This window comes from Bradyrhizobium shewense (assembly GCF_900094605.1).
GTDB classification, from domain to species: Bacteria; Pseudomonadota; Alphaproteobacteria; order Rhizobiales; family Xanthobacteraceae; genus Bradyrhizobium; species Bradyrhizobium shewense.
Genome location: NZ_FMAI01000013.1, coordinates 87,119 through 104,501, shown reverse-complemented (window position 1 = coordinate 104,501; position 17,383 = coordinate 87,119). Strand labels below are relative to the sequence as shown.

The 17,383-nt window shown below is 65.3% G+C and carries 15 protein-coding genes and 1 pseudogene; 6 read left to right on the top strand and 10 right to left on the bottom strand.

Annotation, left to right across the window (positions count from 1 at the left end; genetic code table 11):
- Positions 1-84: 84 nt before the first annotated feature.
- Positions 85-1,278 carry a serine hydrolase domain-containing protein gene (locus tag GA0061098_RS24060; protein WP_091962155.1) on the bottom strand — a complete coding sequence of 398 codons (1,194 nt, stop codon included), beginning with the start codon at positions 1,276-1,278 and terminating at the stop codon, positions 85-87.
- A gap of 345 nt (positions 1,279-1,623) precedes the next feature.
- On the opposite strand from GA0061098_RS24060, the gene GA0061098_RS24055 reads away from it, so the two are divergent.
- Positions 1,624-1,944: a hypothetical protein gene (locus GA0061098_RS24055; protein ID WP_018319440.1), complete on the top strand. Its 321-nt coding sequence runs from the start codon at positions 1,624-1,626 to the stop codon at positions 1,942-1,944.
- 119 nt (positions 1,945-2,063) lie between these two features.
- Positions 2,064-3,557, top strand: coding sequence for an NAD-dependent succinate-semialdehyde dehydrogenase (locus tag GA0061098_RS24050; protein ID WP_091962153.1), 1,494 nt, complete (start codon positions 2,064-2,066; stop codon positions 3,555-3,557).
- A 52-nt stretch (positions 3,558-3,609) separates the two neighbouring features.
- Here the strand turns inward: GA0061098_RS24050 and GA0061098_RS24045 are convergent, their stop codons facing one another.
- From GA0061098_RS24045 to GA0061098_RS24035, 3 genes are all read right to left on the bottom strand, one after another.
- The gene (locus GA0061098_RS24045; protein WP_091962151.1) at positions 3,610-3,885 is read right to left on the bottom strand and encodes a hypothetical protein; all 276 of its coding nucleotides are present in this window, start codon (positions 3,883-3,885) and stop codon (positions 3,610-3,612) included.
- A 254-nt stretch (positions 3,886-4,139) separates the two neighbouring features.
- On the bottom strand, positions 4,140-5,054 hold the full coding sequence (locus tag GA0061098_RS24040; RefSeq protein WP_091962149.1) for a phosphoribosylaminoimidazolesuccinocarboxamide synthase: 915 nt from the start codon (positions 5,052-5,054) through the stop codon (positions 4,140-4,142).
- 77 nt (positions 5,055-5,131) lie between these two features.
- The gene (locus GA0061098_RS24035) at positions 5,132-6,049 is read right to left on the bottom strand and encodes a pirin family protein (RefSeq protein WP_091962147.1); all 918 of its coding nucleotides are present in this window, start codon (positions 6,047-6,049) and stop codon (positions 5,132-5,134) included.
- 270 nt (positions 6,050-6,319) lie between these two features.
- On the opposite strand from GA0061098_RS24035, the gene GA0061098_RS24030 reads away from it, so the two are divergent.
- On the top strand, positions 6,320-7,372 hold the full coding sequence (locus tag GA0061098_RS24030) for a helix-turn-helix domain-containing protein (RefSeq protein WP_091962145.1): 1,053 nt from the start codon (positions 6,320-6,322) through the stop codon (positions 7,370-7,372).
- A 156-nt stretch (positions 7,373-7,528) separates the two neighbouring features.
- The gene (locus GA0061098_RS24025) at positions 7,529-8,956 is read left to right on the top strand and encodes a serine hydrolase domain-containing protein (protein WP_091962143.1); all 1,428 of its coding nucleotides are present in this window, start codon (positions 7,529-7,531) and stop codon (positions 8,954-8,956) included.
- A 191-nt stretch (positions 8,957-9,147) separates the two neighbouring features.
- Here GA0061098_RS24025 and GA0061098_RS24020 read toward each other — a convergent pair whose 3' ends face one another.
- Positions 9,148-10,515, bottom strand: a complete 1,368-nt coding sequence (locus GA0061098_RS24020) for an MmgE/PrpD family protein (protein ID WP_091962141.1) — start codon at positions 10,513-10,515, stop codon at positions 9,148-9,150.
- A 118-nt stretch (positions 10,516-10,633) separates the two neighbouring features.
- Here GA0061098_RS24020 and GA0061098_RS24015 point away from each other — a divergent pair, with 118 nt between their 5' ends.
- Positions 10,634-11,749: an FUSC family protein gene (locus GA0061098_RS24015; protein ID WP_091962140.1), complete on the top strand. Its 1,116-nt coding sequence runs from the start codon at positions 10,634-10,636 to the stop codon at positions 11,747-11,749.
- A gap of 310 nt (positions 11,750-12,059) precedes the next feature.
- Entirely contained in the window at positions 12,060-12,554 is a 495-nt protein-coding gene (locus GA0061098_RS24010) for a septal ring lytic transglycosylase RlpA family protein (RefSeq protein ID WP_201760110.1), read from the top strand.
- A gap of 16 nt (positions 12,555-12,570) precedes the next feature.
- Here the strand turns inward: GA0061098_RS24010 and GA0061098_RS24005 are convergent.
- The 5 genes and pseudogenes from GA0061098_RS24005 to GA0061098_RS23985 form a co-directional block, all read right to left on the bottom strand.
- Positions 12,571-13,229: pseudogene (locus GA0061098_RS24005) on the bottom strand (2-hydroxychromene-2-carboxylate isomerase).
- Positions 13,226-13,714, bottom strand: a complete 489-nt coding sequence (locus GA0061098_RS24000) for a DUF2867 domain-containing protein (protein WP_091962137.1) — start codon at positions 13,712-13,714, stop codon at positions 13,226-13,228. Before GA0061098_RS24000 ends, GA0061098_RS24005 begins: the two are co-directional and overlap by 4 nt.
- Positions 13,711-15,105 carry an MATE family efflux transporter gene (locus GA0061098_RS23995; protein ID WP_091962134.1) on the bottom strand — a complete coding sequence of 465 codons (1,395 nt, stop codon included), beginning with the start codon at positions 15,103-15,105 and terminating at the stop codon, positions 13,711-13,713. The genes GA0061098_RS24000 and GA0061098_RS23995 overlap by 4 nt, the downstream gene beginning before the upstream one ends.
- A 229-nt stretch (positions 15,106-15,334) precedes the next feature.
- Positions 15,335-16,630: a UDP-N-acetylglucosamine 1-carboxyvinyltransferase gene (gene murA / locus GA0061098_RS23990; RefSeq protein ID WP_028139540.1), complete on the bottom strand. Its 1,296-nt coding sequence runs from the start codon at positions 16,628-16,630 to the stop codon at positions 15,335-15,337.
- Positions 16,631-16,747: 117 nt separating this feature from the next.
- Positions 16,748-17,215, bottom strand: coding sequence for a hypothetical protein (locus GA0061098_RS23985; protein WP_091962131.1), 468 nt, complete (start codon positions 17,213-17,215; stop codon positions 16,748-16,750).
- Between the last annotated feature and the right edge of the window lie 168 nt (positions 17,216-17,383).

Below are 17,383 nucleotides of genomic sequence, written 5' to 3'. Positions count from 1 at the left end.
CTCGTGCCTGAAGCCGATGGCCTTGGGCACGAGGTTATCGATTGCGGCGAAGGCGCGCGACGCCGCGCACCTCATACTAAGTGGCTAGGCCGCCTTCTTCCCGCTGCCCGCGTCGAGCCCGGCATAGATGCCACGCTCGAAGCCCGCGAACGCCTCCAGGCACTTTCCATCCGCGAACGGCAGCAGCTGCATCAGGATCACCCCGGTGACGTCGCGCGCCGGGTCGATCCAGTAATAAGTGTTGGCAAGGCCCGCCCAGGCGAGGCTGCCGGCGCTGCGGCCTTCGGCCGTCTTGGCGGTGTTGATCATGAAGCTGAGGCCCCATTTCTTCACCTGCTCCGGATAGAGATCGACGTCGTTGGTGTACATCGGCGCTGCCGTCGTCATCTTGGTCATGTTGAGATCGCCCATCTGGTTCTGGCTCATCATGGCGATCGTGTCGGCCTTCAGCACCTGGTTGCCGTTGCCGCTCCCTTTGTTCAGGATCATCTGGGTGAACTTGATGTAGTCGGCTGCGGTCGAATAGAGGCCGCCGCCACCCATGTGGAATTCCGGATTCTGCTCGAGCTCGAACGGGATCGATGCGAGCTGGCCGTCCTCGCCGCGCGCATGCATGCCGACGAGGCGCTTGCGCATGCTGTCGGTGATCTTGAACGCCGTATCGCTCATGCCCAGCGGCGCGAAAAGATTGTCGCGCAGGTAAGCGTCGAGCCGCTTGCCGCTGACGGCTTCCACCGCCTTGCCGACGAAATCGATGTTGGTGCCGTATTCCCAGCGCGTGCCGGGGTCGGTCATGACAGGCGTATTCAGCGCCGCGTTCTGGCACGTGGTGATCGCGGGAATGCCGTTCTTGTCGAGATAGACCGCGAGATCGCCGTTCCACATATTGTAGCAGAAGCCGGCGGTGTGGGTCATGAGCTGGCGCAGCGTGATCGGCCGCTTGGCCGGTCGCAGCTTGGCCTCGCCCTTGGCATCGAAACCTTCGAGCACTTGCGGCGCGGCGAGATCGGGCAACACTTCACCGATCGGCGCATCCAGCGACAGCTTGCCCTGCTCGACCAGCTGCATCGCGCCCGCCGACGTCACCGCCTTCGTCATCGAGGCGATCCAGAACACGCTGTCCGCTGTCATCGCATCCGGCTTGGACAGGTCGCGCTTGCCGAACGCGCCCTGATACAGCACGTCGTTACCGCTGGCGGCGATGGCGACGACCCCGGGAATCTCCTTGGCGTCGCTCTTCTGACGCAGAATCTCGTCGATCTCAGCTTTGCTTTGCATGGCGTTTCCTCGAGTTTGATTATTGTTGGCAGCGATCGATTGTCCTCCCGCACGCTCCGCGCGGCAAGCGCGTCCAGATGCCCGCGGCGGTCGCGATGTCGTGACTTGACGGTCCGTGCCCCACGCAGGACGACAAGCACGCCGAACGGCAACACTCCGTCACAATCTGCGGTGGATGGCCGCATTTCGCCGTGACCGTGAATGGGCGCTGGCGATATGATTCCTGTGTTTGAAGCACTTGAAACATTTTGTGCGTTGCGGCGTTCAGCACTCGGCCAATCGACGGCCGACGTTAAGACTTGATGCAAATTGGGCGGTCGCCGAGCGGCCGCGGGGGGACCTCAGATGATTTCGACCTGGAGCGAATGGAAGCGCTATCCCCGTCCCGGACGGGGCGAGAACCTGGAGGCGCCGATCTCGCCTGGGATCTACGAGGTGCGCATCGCCGGGACCGGCGCGCTCTATTCCTTCGGTGCAGTCGACAATCTGGCGCAGGCGCTGGCGCTGCTGCCGGTGGGCTCCAAGAACTGGTTCGGCCGCCGCAACCCGTCCGACGTTCCCGATCTCGAATACCGTACCTGCGCAACGTCGTCGAAGGCCGACGCCAAGGCCGCGGCCGAGCGCATGATCGGTCGCCGCGAGACCTATATGAGCGGCGCGGCCTAAGGCCGCTGCCGGTTTAGCTCCCATCAGATGTGCGTTGTGGGACGGTGCATTGCGCGCTGCTTGTCCCTATATTCCGGCCGATCCGATCGCCCCGAAATGATCGTTCGAGGAGTAACGCCATGACCCCGACCGCTGCCGCACGCGCCACGCAAGCCACCGCCACCCTGCGCGACCGGTTGAAAGACCCCTCGCTCCTGAAGGAGGCCTGCTACATCGACGGCGCCTGGGTCGGCACGCCGGTCTTCGCCGTCAACAATCCGGCCACCGGCGTCGAGCTTGCAAAAGTCCCGCAGCTTGGTGCGGACGATACCACCAAGGCGGTCGAGGCGGCTCAGCGCGCCTTTCCGGCCTGGGCCAAGCACACCGCCAAGCAGCGCTCCAACATCCTGCGCAAATGGTTCGAGCTGATTATCGCCAACCGTGAGGATCTCGCGCTGATCCTGACCTCAGAGCAGGGCAAGCCGCTTTCGGAAGCGCTCGGCGAGGTCGATATCGGTGCGGCCTATATCGAGTTCTTCGCCGAGGAAGCCCGCCGCGTCTACGGCGAGACCATTCCGACGCAGCGGCCCGACGCGCGGCTGCTCGCGATCAAGCAGCCGATCGGCGTCTGCGGCGCGATCACGCCGTGGAATTTCCCGAACTCGATGATCACCCGCAAGGTCTCCCCGGCGCTCGCCGCCGGCTGCACCGTGGTGCTCAAGCCCGCCAATGAAACGCCGCTCTCGGCGCTGGCGCTGGCTGTACTGGCGGAGAAGGCCGGAATCCCCAAGGGCGTGCTCAACATCATCACCGGTGATGCGCCGCCGATCGGCAAGGTGCTGTGCGAGCATCCGGCGGTGCGCTTCGTCGGCTTCACTGGTTCGACCGCGGTCGGCAAGATCCTCTACCAGCAGGCCTCCGTCGGCGTGAAGCGGCTTGGCCTCGAGCTCGGCGGCAATGCGCCCTTCGTGGTGTTCGACGACGCCGATATCGACGCTGCGGTTGAAGGCGCCATCGTCTCGAAATATCGCAACATGGGCCAGACCTGCGTCTGCGCCAACCGCCTCTACGCCCAGGACAAGATCTACGACGAGTTCGTGCAGAAGCTGTCGAAGAAGGTCGCCGCGATGAAGATCGGCGACGGCACCGAGAGCGGCGTCACGCAGGGCCCGCTGATCAACCTGAAGGCGGTCGACAAGGTCGAGCGCCACATCGCGGATGCGGTCAAGCGCGGCGCGAAGGTCGTCATCGGCGGCAAGCGCAGCGAGCTCGGGCGTTCGTTCTTCGAGCCGACCGTGCTTGCCGACGTCAAGCCGGACTCGCTGGTGTCGCAGGAGGAAACCTTCGGCCCGCTCGCGCCGGTGATCCGCTTCAAGGACGAAGCCGATGTGGTCGCGATGTGCAACGCCTCGCCGTTTGGCCTGGCGTCGTATTTCTACTCCCGCGATCTCGGCCGCGTCTGGCGCGTCGCCGAGGCGCTGGAATCGGGCATGGTCGGCGTCAACACCGGCCTCATCACCACGGAAGTCGCGCCCTTCGGCGGCGTCAAGGAAAGCGGCCTGGGACGCGAAGGCTCACGTCACGGCATGGAAGAATATGTCGAGATCAAATACGTGATGATGGCGGGGGTGTGACCGGCAATCGAGGCTCCCGCGCCGGCGATTTGGACTCGCCGGCGCGAATGCATCAGCGGCACACGTAGGCGCCGTTCACATAGACGCGGACGCATGCTGCGCCGGCAGCTGCCGCACCCACAGCCACGCCACCGACGACCGCGCGCCGCGTGGTTCGGCGTGCAACGCCGGCGACGCTCGCTGGGGTGGCCGGTCGGCCGACCCTGGCTTCGGCGCTTGAAACGCCGAGTGCGATACCGGTGCCGTTCGACCAGTTCGCCGAGCCGAACATTCCGCAGCCCAGAACGGCTGCAACAAGTAGCATTCGCTTGGTGCCGACCAGCCTCATGGCAATCTCCCTCGTTGTTGTATCAAGCCGAGTGATCAGCATTCTTTTATCGTTGGCTCCCGGTTTGATCTGGATCAATGGAGTCGAGATCGCAGCCCAGATGGAGCCAAAGCGCCGCCCTAATGAGAGCTCCACTTAAATCCGAATTCTCTGCTCGTCGGACGGTTCCGGATCTGCGCTACGCTTGTCCGGGACGACAGCGAAGTGTGAATGACGGTCGACGTAGGAGGCGGGGCGTGCGGCAGCAACCGTGCCTAGATCTTCAGCTCTTTCCCCGTCACGCGACGATACGCTTCCAGATACCGCTTGCTGGTCGCCTCCACCACGCTGGCCGGCAGTGGCGGCGGCGGGGCGTCACCGTTCCAGCGGCCGGCGCGGCGCTCGACGTCGAGATAGTCGCGCAAGGGCTGCTTGTCGAAGCTGGCCTGCGGCTGGCCGGGCTTGTAGGCATCGACCGCCCAGAAGCGCGAGGAATCCGGTGTCATGACCTCGTCGATCAGGATGATGCGGCCGTCCTTGTCGCGGCCGAATTCGAACTTGGTGTCGGCGATGATGATGCCCTGCTCGCGCGCCAGTTCCTCACCGAGCGTGTAGATCGCACGCGTCATACTCTCGAGCGTGTAGGCAACGTCGTCGCCGACGACCTCGCGCATCTTCGCGATGGTGATGTTCTCGTCGTGGCCGGTCTCGGCCTTGGTCGCCGGGCTGAAGATCGACGGCTCCAGCTTTTCGCTCTCGACGAGGCCCGCCTTCAGCTTCTCGCCGGCGAGCGTGCCGCTGGCGGCGTATTCCTTCCAGGCCGAGCCCGAGAGATAACCACGGATCACGCATTCGATCGGAAACACGGTGGTGCGGCGGGACAGCATGGCGCGGCCGAGGATCTCGGCGCGGTGCGGCTTCAAGGCCGGCACGGCGGCGATGATCTCGTCGGTGTCGGCGCTGATCATGTGATGCGGCACCACGCCTTCGAGCTCGTTGAACCAGAACGCGCTGATTTGCGTCAGCACCGCGCCCTTCATCGGGATGGTCTCGCCCATCACCACGTCGAAGGCGCTGATGCGATCGGTGGTGACGAGCAGCAGGCGATCGTCGTCGACGGCGTAGATATCGCGCACCTTGCCGCGTCCGATCTTGGGCAGGGGCAGGTCGCTGGAGAGCATGGTGGTCATCGCAAAGCTTTCGCAGACTTGGCTATCAGGCAGGACATCCGGCCGCACTGGATGGCACGGCCGGCAACCGGATTAGCCTATTCCGGCAGCGGAATGAACTCATGTTCCTGCGGAACTGCAGCGAAACGGCCGGTTTTCCAGTCCTGCTTGGCCAGCTCGATCCGCTCCTTGCTGGAGGATACGAAATTCCACCAGACGTGGCGCGGCCCCTCCAGCGCATCGCCGCCGAGAAACATCATCCGGGTCGCTTTCAGCGCCTTCACGGTGATGCGGTCGCCCGGGCGGAAGATCAGCAGCCGCGGCGCCTCGTAACGCTCGTTTGCGATCTCGACCTCGCCGTCGACGATATAGATCGCGCGCTCCTCATGATCGGGATCGAGCGGCACGCTCGCGCCGGCGGCGGCCGTGACCTCGGTGTAGAACCAGGGCGAGACCATCGTCACGGGCGACGTAATGCCGAACGACGAGCCCGCGATCACCCGTGCGGTGAAATCGCGCTCGGAGATCATCGGCAAATCGCCGGCGCCGTAATGCTGGAACGACGGCGCGATCTCTTCCGATCCCGCCGGCAGCGCGATCCAGCTTTGCAGGCCCAGCATCTTCTGGCCCGAGGCGCGCTGCGCTTCGGGCGTGCGCTCGGAATGCGCGATGCCGCGCCCGGCCGTCATCAAATTCATCGCGCCGGGCGCGATCTCCTGGACGTTGCCCTCGCTGTCGCGATGCATGATCGCGCCGTCGAACAGATAGGTAACGGTGGCAAGGCCGATATGCGGATGCGGTCGCACGTCCATGCCCTTGCCGGAGACGAACTGCACCGGTCCGAAATGGTCGAAGAAGATGAAGGGCCCGACCATCTGCCGCTTGCCATGCGGCAGTGCGCGTCGCACCTCGAATCCGTCGCCGAGATCGCGCGTGCGCGGCACGATGACGAGATCGAGCGCATCGCAGGACATGGGATCGCCGAGCACGGGATCGTTCGAGGGTTGCCAGCTCATGGTGGATTCCTTCCGTATCTTTGTGAGCTTGATCTTAGCAGAGTTTGTCGTCGTCGTGGCAAAGGCCGCTCCACAAACTCCGCTGTCATTCCCCGCGAAAGCGGGGAATCCAGTACGTCGAGGCTTTTTGGTTCAATTATAACTGTCTCGGAGTACTGGATCGCCCGGTCGAGCCGGGCGATGACAGTTGTGAGTAAGGATGGTCCTTGAAAAAATAACGCCAACGAACGATGTTCGGCTGGTTCCAACCACTCCCGTTCGCCCCAGCCGATGACCCTTGCCGCAACCGAGCTCGCCTTCCGCGCTGCCAGCGCTGCGCTGCTACTGATGCTGGCGGCGTCGCTGTTGCACGACTTTCGCAACGTGCTGGCAGCCCGCCTCGGCGCCGCCTTCGCGCTCAGCTCGGCCGCGCATGCGGTGAGCTATTCGGTGGATGTCACCTCGCCGATCGCGCTCTGGCATGCACCGCTGATCGCGTTGTCGACTGGCACCATCGTAGTGTTCTGGCTGTTCACACGCTCCCTGTTCGACGACGAGTTTCACCTCCGCTGGTGGCACGGATGGGTCTGGGCGCTGGTGACGGCCTTCAGCTTCGCAGGCTGCGTCTGGATTGCGCCCAGCGGCCATGTGCGCTTCTCGGTGACGGTGGTCAATCTGATCGTGCTCGGTTTCATCGCCCTTGCGGTCGGGCAGATGATCGCCTCCTGGCCGGCTGACCTGGTCGAGCGCCGCCGCAGCGCTCGTGTCTTCGTCGTCTGTGCAACCGCGCTCTATGGCGGGCTCAACGCGGTGCTCCAGATCGCCGTCGTCGGCCACCACGTCGGCGATGTCGCCGAAACCATCAATGCCGGCGCGCTCGCCTGCACCGTCGCGGCGATCGTCTATGCCATGATGCGCATCGATGGGGCGGATCTGTTTCCGGCCGCGGTGGCGCCCGCCCCGCCGGTTGTTTTCAGTCAGCCTGCGGCCGATGAATCCGCTGATCAAAAACTCATCGACGCCCTGATGCGACTGATGGCGGGCGAGCGGATCTATCGTCAGGAGAATATCACCATCGGCGTGCTGGCGGGCCGGCTGAAAATTCCGGAATACCGGCTGCGCCGGCTGATCAACCAGCGGCTCGGTTATCGCAACTTCAATGTGTTCCTGAACAATCACCGGATCGAGGAGGCCAAGGCCGCGCTCGCCGATGCCAGCCAGGCCGAGGTTCCCGTCATCACCATCGCGATGGACGCCGGCTTCCAGTCGCTGGGTCCGTTCAACCGCGCCTTCAAGGCCGTGACTGGGGTGACACCGACGGAATATCGGCGGGCTCAAGGCTGACGCGGCCTAGATTTTTAGACCTTTGAAATCACGTAAGAATTCCGAAATCGACGAGCCTCGATCACTTTCGACGAGGTCGTTTTTCAAATCCAGCGAGCGCGTATCACCCGCCTCCGGCCTGCTCTCCCGCACTCGCCCCAAAGCCGGAGAAGGCCCGTGACTCGCCGCCGCAAGATCATTCTCCTCACCACCACCATCGCCTGTGCCGGCCTCGCGCTCGGCGCCGCACGCGCCCGCGACGCGCCGAAGGTTGCGACCGGCTTCATCGCCCACACGCTCTGCTCGGAGACCTTCGTCTCCGGCCTCGATCCCACGCGCGACCTCGCCGAGACCACCGACGCGATGCCGGGCGCGGGTCTGCTCACCTGGGCGATGGATCTTCGCGTCGATCGCACGCGCAAGGATGTCACGGTGTCCCTGTTCGGATTTGGCCGCAGCCATGCCGTCTATCGCGAGGGGCTCGGCTGCACGCTCGAGCACGGGCAGGGGATCGCCGATGTCGCGTTGCCGCCGGACGACAAGCAGCCCGCGCTGCTCCCCGAGATCGCCGCCCCGGGGATCGTGCCGCCGCAGAGTGAGGGCCTGGCAGCCGCGCTCGACCGCGCCTTCGCCGAGCCCGCGCAGCCGCCTTATCGGCGCACCCGCGCGATCGTTGTCATGAAGGCCGGCCGCATCATCGCCGAGCGCTATGCCGACGGTATCGGGCCGGAGACGCAACTGCTCGGTTTCTCCATGACGAAGTCGGTGATGTCAGCGCTGACAGGCATTCTGGTGCGCCAGGGCAAGTTGAAGCTCGACGGGCCCGCGCCCATCGCCGCCTGGCAAAATCCGGATGATCCGCGTCATCCCGTCACCGTCGATCAATTGCTGCGTCACACCGCGGGCATTGCGCTCGGAAGCTCGCTGGAGGCCTCGCTCGGCTCCGCGCTGGAACCGGTCAACACCATGAAATATGCCGAAGACGATATGGCCAGCTTTGCCGAGCGCGCGCCGCTTGCAACAGCGCCGGGCACGGCGTGGAATTATCACGACGGCAACTTCCTCATCCTCGCGCATCTGCTGCGTAATGCCGCCGGCGGCAAGCCCGCCGATGCGCTCCGCTTCGCACGCCGCGAATTGTTCGCGCCACTCGGCATGGTCAACGTCACGCTTCAGCTCGACGCTTCAGGCACGATCGAGGGCTCCGGCGAAATGCTGGCCTCTGCGCGCGACTGGGCGCGCTTCGGCCAGCTCTATCTCAACGACGGCATAGCCGGGGGCAAGCGTATCCTGCCCGAGGGCTGGGTGGCCTATTCGGCCACGGCCACGCCAAATGCCTGGGTCGGCATCGGCGCCGGCTTCTGGACCAACGAGGGCGGCAGCATTGGTGCAAAGTTTCGCATCGAGCACGGCTGGCCGCGCGATGCCTTCTTCGCCAAGGGCACGATCGGGCAGTACGCGATCATGATCCCATCGGAGAAGTTGGTGATCGTGCGGCTCGGTCGCTCGCCGAACGGGCCGCTGGGGGCGGATGGCGTGTTCGATCTGGTGCGTGATGTGATTGCGGCAACGCGCGAGAAGGGAAAGATAGCGGGGGCGAATTGAAAGTAGAGCTTGGCGCTACTTCCCCTCTCCCCTCGTGGGAGAGGGTGGCTCGCCGCGTAGCGGCGAGACGGGTGAGGGGTCTCTCTCCGCACGCCTCTCATGCAGTTGATTGCGCGGAGACGTACCCCTCATCCGGCGCTTCGCGCCACCTTCTCCCACAAGGGGAGAAGGGAAGGAAAGCGCCGTCGCTTCTACCGCCCCAGCTCCGTCGCCTTGGCCACGCGGTCGAAACGCTCCAGCGTCATGATCGCATCCGCGAATTTTTCCGCGCGCGCGTTGAGCACGGGGCGCGCCAGCGTCAGGAATTTCTGCTGCATCGCCTGCGCGTCCGGGAACGAATTCGGCTCGCCGGACGGATCCGCATAGAGCCGCTCATGCACGCCATCGTCCGTCGTGATGCTGACGCGGGCGCCGAACGGATGGGTGCGGCCGATCTCGAGCCGGTCGTCCTGCACCACCTCGAACTTGTCGGCGAGCGCGTCGATCGCGGCATCGCCAAGGCGGTTATAGTCGTCCCAGCCGAATGAGCCCTGGTCGAGCGCGAGCGCGCCGGTGAAGAACATCGAGAACTGGCCGCCGACGATCGAGGTCGGGTGGCGCTTGGTCGCGGCATCGCCGGTCAGTGTGATGCCGTTGCGATGCAGGCCGATCTCGACGCGCTTGACCTGGTCGGGCGTCAGATTGTGCTCACGCCGCATCGCGATCAGCGCGTCGATCGCCGCATGGGTGTAGCGGCAGCTCGGATATGGCTTCACGCCGATCTTCATGGTCTCGTAGGTCTTGCCGAGCTCGGCCACCGCCTTGTCCGGATGCGCATCGTCGGTGTAGCCGGCGAGCAGGCCGTGCTTGCCCTCGACCGATTCGGTCGCGCCGACGAAATCGTTGCGCGCCAGCGTCGCGGCGATCACGCCATTCATCGCGGCGGCGCCGACCTGGTAGCGCTTGTTCCAGGCGCCGTTGACCAGGAATTGCAGCGAACCCGCGGCCTGGCTGCCGGAGACGCCGAAGGCGGCGATGAGCTGCTGCTCGGAGAGGCCGAACAGTTTTCCGGCAGCTGCGGCAGCGCCATAGGTGCCGGCGGTCGCGGTCGGGTGGAAGCCGCGCGCATAATGCGAGGTCGGGTCGAGCGCGTTGCCGAGCCGGCAGCAGACCTCATAGCCCGCGACGATCGCGGTCAGCACGTCGCGGCCCGAAGCGCCGACCATCTCGCCGACGGCGAAGGCGGCCGGAACGACCGGCGCACTCGGGTGCAGCGAGGAATCGGCGTGGGTGTCGTCGAAATCGAGGGAATGGCCGAGCGCGCCGTTGAGCAGCGCCGCGACCGCGGGCGTCCAGGTCTTGGAGTCGCCGAACACGGTGGATTCGCCCTTGGTGTCGAGCGCCAGCGCCTCCAGCATTTTCAGCATCGACGGGGTCGATTCCGCCTCGCGCCTGGCCCGGATCGCGCTGCCGAGGAAGTCCAGCGTCAGCACCTTGGCGCGATCCAGCACTTCGGCCGGAATATCCTGGTATTCCAGGTTGAAGACGTAGGCGGCAAGCGTTGCGGTTTCGTGGGCCATCGTGTTTCCTCGTTTTGGCGCGCAAGTTAGGCGGGCTGATTTGGCCTTTCAAGCGGCCTTGCGGCCGCGGGCATCAGCCATGCTTTTGCTTGGCCCGAGAAGATTGGGACGTCTGACGATGGCATTCGCAGGACAGGTGTGGGAGCGGATCAGGTCGCGGCGGACGCAACTGGGATTGGCGATCAGGGTCACGGTGGCCGCGACCGCGGCCTATGCGCTCGCCACCGCGCTGCATCTGCTATTGCCGCTCTGGGCGGTGCTGACCTCACTGATCGTGACCCAGATGAGCGTCGGCCGCTCGTTGAAGGCGACGCGCGACTACATGCTCGGCACCATCGGCGGTGCCATCTATGGCGGCGCCATCGCGATCCTGATTCCTTATTCCAGCGAGGCAGGCCTATTGGGGCTTCTGGTGCTCTCGGTCGCGCCGCTCGCCTTCATCGCCGCGATCAATCCGAGCCTCAGCGCCGCCACCGTGACCGCCGTGATCGTGCTCCTGGTTCCGACCATGCATCATTCCGATCCCATGACCTCGGCGATCGACCGTGTCAGCGAGGTCGCGGTCGGCGCCATCACGGGATTGCTGGTCTCGTTCCTGGTGCTGCCCTCGCGCGCGGTGCGGCAGATCCGCGCCAGCGCCGCGATCCTGCTCGAGCTGATCGCCGATGCTTTCACTGAGCTGCTCGCGGGCCTCACCCGCGGCCGCGACAACGACGCGCTGCACCGGATCCAGGACGGGATCGGCACCGCGATGGTTGGTCTCAATGCCATCGGCACTGAAGCCGAGCGCGAGCGCGCCGCGCGGCTGTCGAGCGGTCCGGACACCGGTCCGCTGCTGCGAACGGTTCTGCGGTTGCGTCATGACGTCGTGATGATCGGCCGCGCTACGGTGGTGCCGTTGCCGATCGAGGTGCAGACGCGGCTCGCAGCGCCCCTGACGGAGGTCTCGACGGTGATCGCGCGCTTCCTGCGGTCGGCCGCGGCGGCCTTGCGCGAAGGCGCCGGCGCGCCGCCGATCCATCCCGTCCATGTCGCGCTTCAGCACTACGCCGAAGCGGTCGCATCAGTCCGGCACGACGGCCTGATCCGCGGCCACGCCGGCGACACGGCCGAACGCTTCTTCGCACTCGGTTTCTCGCTGGAGCAGATGCACCAGAATCTCTGCGACCTCGACCGCGTCGTCGGCGAATGGTCGGAGGTCTCGGACGACAAGACCGCGCGCGTTGCGGAGTAAGTACGGCGCGTCCTCGTAAACGTCGGCTTTCGACAACAATGCGCACGTCGCGCGGCTTGGCTCTGATCGACTGCCTGAGACGCTGCACCGCGCTAGGTTCCATCGGGTCATGCTGCTGACGCAATCTCTGTCTTAGTCGGTGTGAAGCTAAAACACTACGTGAGGACCACTCCGGTTCCCACGACGGTTCCGTAGCCAGGGGGTTGGCTCGAATCCGCAAAACGATTGGCGCAAGTTCATGAACGCTTCTGCGTTCGCTTGACCACGTTTGCGGTTCTGGAACCGGTCAATCTAAAAAATCACAGGACTTATGATGCTATTCCGCTCGAGCGCCGCAATTTGCGGCGCCCTGGTTGCGCTCGCCTTCTCTGTTGCCGTTGCTCGAAGTGAAACACATGGGGATCACTCAAGTGACGTCGTCGATGCCGCCTCTGGCGATGCGATCGTTGGGGCTGCGTCCACATACAATCCGTTCAAGCCCGGCAAGGAGGAGGGCGGTCCGAAGACTGCCACCGGCGAGCGTTATGATCCCTCTGCCTGGACGGCTGCCATCAAGACGAGCTTGCGTCGCAAATTCGGTGGGGTTCAATTTGGCGCGAGGCCGAAATATGCCCTCGTCGAAGCCGTGGGCAAGAAGGTCATCGTCAAGATAAATGACGTGGGGCCACTAAGACCTGGCCGCATCATTGACCTCAATGAGCGGACGATGCGCCATTTCGATCCAAGCATGGACCTCGGAGTCATTCCCGATGTGAGAGTGAGTCCGCTCGCAGGGGACAATTGGACCCCGGGGCCGGTGGGCTGAACACGGGCGGTGTTCGTCAATGTCGGCCCGCACGCTTCGTCAGCCCCTTGCCCTGCATGCGCCAGAGCAAGAGATCGATGCGGTCCTGACCGAAGAACGGCTCGTTCTCGAACACGAAGGTCGGCACGCCCCAATGGCCGGAGGCGGCGTGATCCTTCTCGTTTCCGGCGACCACCTGCTCGTAGCGATCCGCGTCGGCGCTGATCGCTTCATCCATCGCGGCGAGGTCGAAGCCGGCGCTCTCGGCGGCGCGCGCGAGATGATCGCCTTCGTTCCAGCCCGCCACCGAGCCGTCCCACAGCACGCGCGCGATCGCGGAGGTGAATGCGAGCGAGCGTCCCTCGAGCTGCGCCATGGCGCCCAGGCGGGTCAGGCGGTGGATGTAGGGCTGCTCGGCCGCGACATCGAACGTCGTCTTGTCCTGCTCGGATCGGGCCTGGGAAAGCGGAACGGAATGCCCTCGTGCTGCGCCACGCGCGTGCTGTCGAGCACCACATAGCGAATGAAGTTCGGGCTGGCCTTCTTGAAGAAGCCGGGCACGCGGACCGCGAGCGGATAGACCGGCCGCAGGTTCACGGCGAGATCGTAGTCTTCGACGAGCTTCAGCGTCTTCGGCAGCGCCAGATAGCTGAACGGGCTGCGGAAGGAGAAGAACAGATCGACGGACAGCGTCATCGCGCCGGCTCCACGATCCGTCCCATCATGGCGCGGACGACGAGCTTGTGGAAGGGTGTGATGAGGGCGAGGTAGGTTCGGCCCAGAAGATTATGCGTCCGCACCAGCGTGGTCGAGGTTACCTGCCGGCCTGCCGTACCTCCTGCAACATCGACCACGATGCGGAAGTCGAGGTGGTAGTCGTCGAAACCCGCGACCAGCCGCTCCGGCGTTTCGTCGACCACCGGAAACAGGCCGATCAGACCGTGCGGCGCCGGTGCGCCTTCGCCTGATGTCTTCAGCCCGAACGGGCTCACCAGAATGTTGCGCAGGCGCAGCAGCACGTCGATCCAGCGCGGCCCGTGCAGCACCATCCGGGTGCAGGCCTCGCGGGCATTCACCGTCGCTGCGCCGATCTCGATGCGAAACGCATCGACGAATTGCGCGCCTGCCAGCAGCGTGTCGGCATCGACCTCAGGCGTGACTTCGCGGACGGCTCCGTTCATCCCGCCAGTCTGCGCGTCAGCATCCGGAAGCGCAAGATCAAGAGCCCGGCGTAGACGAACGTCCCGACCGAAAACCCGACCCAGACGCCGACCGCGCCAAGCCCGGCGTTGAAGGCCAGCACCCAGGCGATGGGAAAGGCGATGCCCCAGTAGCCGATCGCCGCGAACAGCAGTGTCATTCTCGTGTCGTTGATGCCGCGCAGCGCGCCGCCCATGATGGTCTGCAGGCCGTCTGCGATGAAGAAGGTGGCGCCGACCAGCAGCAGCGTTGCGGTCAGCTCGATGGTGGCCGCGCTCGCCTCGCCGCTGCCGAAGAACAGCTGGCCCAACTGGTAGCGGCCGAGGATGATGGCGATCGTCAGGGCGGAGACGAGCGCCATGCCGAGCACGGCGGCGACGAGCCCGGCGCGCTTCACTGCCGCCGGCTCGCCGCGGCCGAAGGCGTGGCCGACCCGCACGGTGGCCGCCATGCCGATGCCGAGCGGCACCATGAACAGCACGGCGGTGATCTGCAGCGCGATCTGATGCGCGGCAATCGCGGCGGTCGAGATCAACCCCATCAGCAGTGCTGCCGAGGAGAACAGGCCATATTCCAGCAGCAGCGAAAACGAGATCGGTGCGCCGATCGCGATCAGCTGACGCATCAGCGGCCAATCGATCCGCCACAGGCGGGCGAGTGGGCGGTAGTCCGAAAATGGCTTGCGCAGCCCTGCGATCGCGAGCACGGCGACGAACGTGCCGAGATTGACGATCGTGGTCGCAAGTCCGGCGCCGAACAGGCCGAGCTCCGGCAGGCCGAACAGGCCGTGGATCAGCGCATAGACCAGCGCAGCATTGACCGGGATCGCCGCGAGCGTGATCCAGAGCGGCGGCTGCGGCCGGTTCACCGCGCTCATCATGCTGCGCAACGCGATGAAGCCGAGCGCCGGCGCGATGCCCCAGGCCAGGCCGTTGAGATAGCGCTGGGCCAGCGCGGCCGACTGCGGCGCCTGTCCGAGCGCGAGCAGGATCCGCTCGCCATAGAGCGGCGAGGCCATCATCGGCAGCGAGATCAGCAGCGCGACCCACAGGCCGACGCGCAAGGAGCGGCGGATCAGCCTGACATCTCCGGCGCCAAACGCCTGCGCGGCCAGTGGCGACACCGCGGCCATCAATCCGAGCCCGAAGGTGAAGCTGACGAAATAGACGGTGTGCGCCAGCGCCGCCGCGGCCACCGCATCCTCGCCAAGCCGCCCGATCAGCGCGAGATCGGTCGTGATCATCGCGATCTGCCCGAGCTGCGTCAGCATCATCGGCACGGCCAGCCGCAGCGTCTCGACGAACTCTTCGGCGAGATGGTTCTGCGGCACGCCGGCTTGCGTCTGCGAATGATGTTGGACGGTGTCGAGCATGGCGGCTCATTAGCACGGCCGCGCGACGAAAACATGGCCCGTGAGCGAGATGAGTGAGGGGCCCTATCCGCTAGCTCGGAATCGTAGGGTGGGCAAAGGCGCATTAGCGCCGTGCCCACGACCTATCAAATATTGCAACGGAAGCCGTGGGCACGCTTCGCTTTGCCCACCCTACGATACTGGCGCTTCGCATCACCTTCTGCCACAAGGCAGAAGGAAGAAAGCAGCCTCAGCCCTTCCGCTCCGGCACGCGCTTGATCTTCGCGCCGAGCGCGTTCAGCCGTTCTTCGATGCGCTCGTAGCCGCGCTCGATCTGGTCGGCGTTGTTGATGGTGGAGGTGCCCTGGGCGCACACGGCAGCCAGCAGCATCGCCATGCCGGCGCGGATGTCGGGCGAGGTCATGGTCGCGCCGTGCAGGCGGCTGGGCCCGGCGATGATCGCGCGGTGCGGGTCGCACAGCACGATGCGCGCGCCCATCGCGATCAGCTTGTCGACGAAGAACATCCTGGATTCGAACATCTTCTCGAACATCAGGATCACGCCCTCGCATTGCGTGGCGGTGACGATCGCGATCGACATCAGGTCGGCCGGAAAGGCCGGCCAGGGCTGGTCCTCCAGCTTCGGCACGTGGCCGCCGAAATCGTCCTGGATCTTCAGCGTCTGGTTCGACGGCACGATCAGGTCGTCGCCCTCGACCCGGCAGACGATGCCGAGCCGCTCAAACCCCATGCGGATCGAGCGCAGATGCTCGACGCCGGCGCGCGTGATGCGAAGCGGCGAGCGCGTCACGGCGGCAAGCCCGATCAGCGAGCCGACCTCGATATGGTCGGGCTGGATCCGATAGGTCGCTTCTCCCAGCGTTGCCGGCCCATGAATGATCATGGTGTTGGTGCCGATGCCCTCGATCTTCGCACCGAGCGCAACCAGGAAATTGGCGAGGTCCTGCACGTGGGGCTCGGAGGCCGCGTTGCGCAAATGGGTGACGCCGTCGGCAGCGACCGCCGCCACCAGCGCGTTCTCCGTCGCGGTGACGCTCGGCTCGTCCAGGAACACGTCCGCGCCGGCAAGCTTGGGCGCGCGGAATTCGAGCCGGTCGGTCGCGGTGACCTTGGCGCCGAGCTGCTCCAGCGCCAGCACGTGGGTGTCCAGGCGGCGGCGGCCGATGACGTCGCCGCCGGGCGGCGGCAGCATCACCTCGCCGCAGCGCGCGAGCAGGGGGCCTGCGAGCAGGATCGAGGCGCGGATGCGCACGCAGAGCTCAGGGTCGAGATCGGCGGCGCGGATGCTCTTGGCATGGATGTGAAGCGTGTTGCGCCCGGTCCATTCCGCCGCCGCGCCGACCGAGCGGATCAGCTCGACCAGCGTCTCGGTGTCGCGGATCCGTGGCACGTTCTCCAGCGTCACCGGATGCTCGGTGAGCAGGGCGGCAGCGATGATCGGCAGCGCCGAATTCTTGTTGCCGGACGGCTCGATCGAGCCCGAGAGCCGGTGACCGCCCTCGACGATATATTGGATGGGCGCCACGGGGTTCTCGCTGTCCTGTTAATGGGTCGGGCTGTTTCGGAGGCGGAAACTACAGAGAATTGAGCGCGGTAGCAATTGTGCTGGCCGCGACTCCGGCCCGTCCGCCAGCCCGGGGGCTTAGAACAAGCCGATAATATTCCCCACCACATACAGGATCGCGATCAGGATCAGCGCGCCGATCATGACGAAGGAGATTTCGATCGCGATGGCGCCGGTGCCGAGGATGGCGGCCACGCCGGCCAGGAGGCGTTCCTCCCGGAAGATCAGCGAGAGGACCGAGAGCAGGATGGCGAGCAGGCCGAGCGCGACTGCGGTGGCGGAAGCTGTTTCCCTCCAGCTTCTCCCGGCGGATTTCTCGACCTTCGGCGCCTGATACTCCGCGCCCTTCACGCGTGCGATCAGGCGATCCTTGATGCGATGTCCGGTGTCGACGATCACCTGGTCAGCCGGCGGCGGCGGAAACACCATCGGCACGACCCAACGCGGCAGCACAGCCGCTATCAGCGCCAGCACACCGACAATGCTGCCGATGATGCCGAGACGGCGAGAGGGCTGGGCGGAACTGGGTGCTGCAGAGGCGGTCATGGCGTGAGGGCTTCCCGGCCGGAATCGGCCAACGGGGTCATGCCACTTCGTCGCGATGGCTCAAGGTGAGGTTCAGGGGCGGCTTAGAGTGCAATGGGACTCGTAGCCAAGACGGCGGTGCGCTCCCTCTCCCGCTGGCGGGGGAGGGTTGGGGTGGGGGTGCTTCCG

Coding starts and splice junctions, on each gene's coding strand:
- GA0061098_RS24060 (WP_091962155.1), bottom strand. CDS start 1,278: ATGCAAAGCAAAGCTGAGATCGACGAGATTCTGCGTCAGAAGAGCGAC.
- GA0061098_RS24055 (WP_018319440.1), top strand. CDS start 1,624: ATGATTTCGACCTGGAGCGAATGGAAGCGCTATCCCCGTCCCGGACGG.
- GA0061098_RS24050 (WP_091962153.1), top strand. CDS start 2,064: ATGACCCCGACCGCTGCCGCACGCGCCACGCAAGCCACCGCCACCCTG.
- GA0061098_RS24045 (WP_091962151.1), bottom strand. CDS start 3,885: ATGAGGCTGGTCGGCACCAAGCGAATGCTACTTGTTGCAGCCGTTCTG.
- GA0061098_RS24040 (WP_091962149.1), bottom strand. CDS start 5,054: ATGACCACCATGCTCTCCAGCGACCTGCCCCTGCCCAAGATCGGACGC.
- GA0061098_RS24035 (WP_091962147.1), bottom strand. CDS start 6,049: ATGAGCTGGCAACCCTCGAACGATCCCGTGCTCGGCGATCCCATGTCC.
- GA0061098_RS24030 (WP_091962145.1), top strand. CDS start 6,320: ATGACCCTTGCCGCAACCGAGCTCGCCTTCCGCGCTGCCAGCGCTGCG.
- GA0061098_RS24020 (WP_091962141.1), bottom strand. CDS start 10,515: ATGGCCCACGAAACCGCAACGCTTGCCGCCTACGTCTTCAACCTGGAA.
- GA0061098_RS24015 (WP_091962140.1), top strand. CDS start 10,634: ATGGCATTCGCAGGACAGGTGTGGGAGCGGATCAGGTCGCGGCGGACG.
- GA0061098_RS24010 (WP_201760110.1), top strand. CDS start 12,060: ATGATGCTATTCCGCTCGAGCGCCGCAATTTGCGGCGCCCTGGTTGCG.
- GA0061098_RS24000 (WP_091962137.1), bottom strand. CDS start 13,714: ATGAACGGAGCCGTCCGCGAAGTCACGCCTGAGGTCGATGCCGACACG.
- GA0061098_RS23995 (WP_091962134.1), bottom strand. CDS start 15,105: ATGCTCGACACCGTCCAACATCATTCGCAGACGCAAGCCGGCGTGCCG.
- GA0061098_RS23985 (WP_091962131.1), bottom strand. CDS start 17,215: ATGACCGCCTCTGCAGCACCCAGTTCCGCCCAGCCCTCTCGCCGTCTC.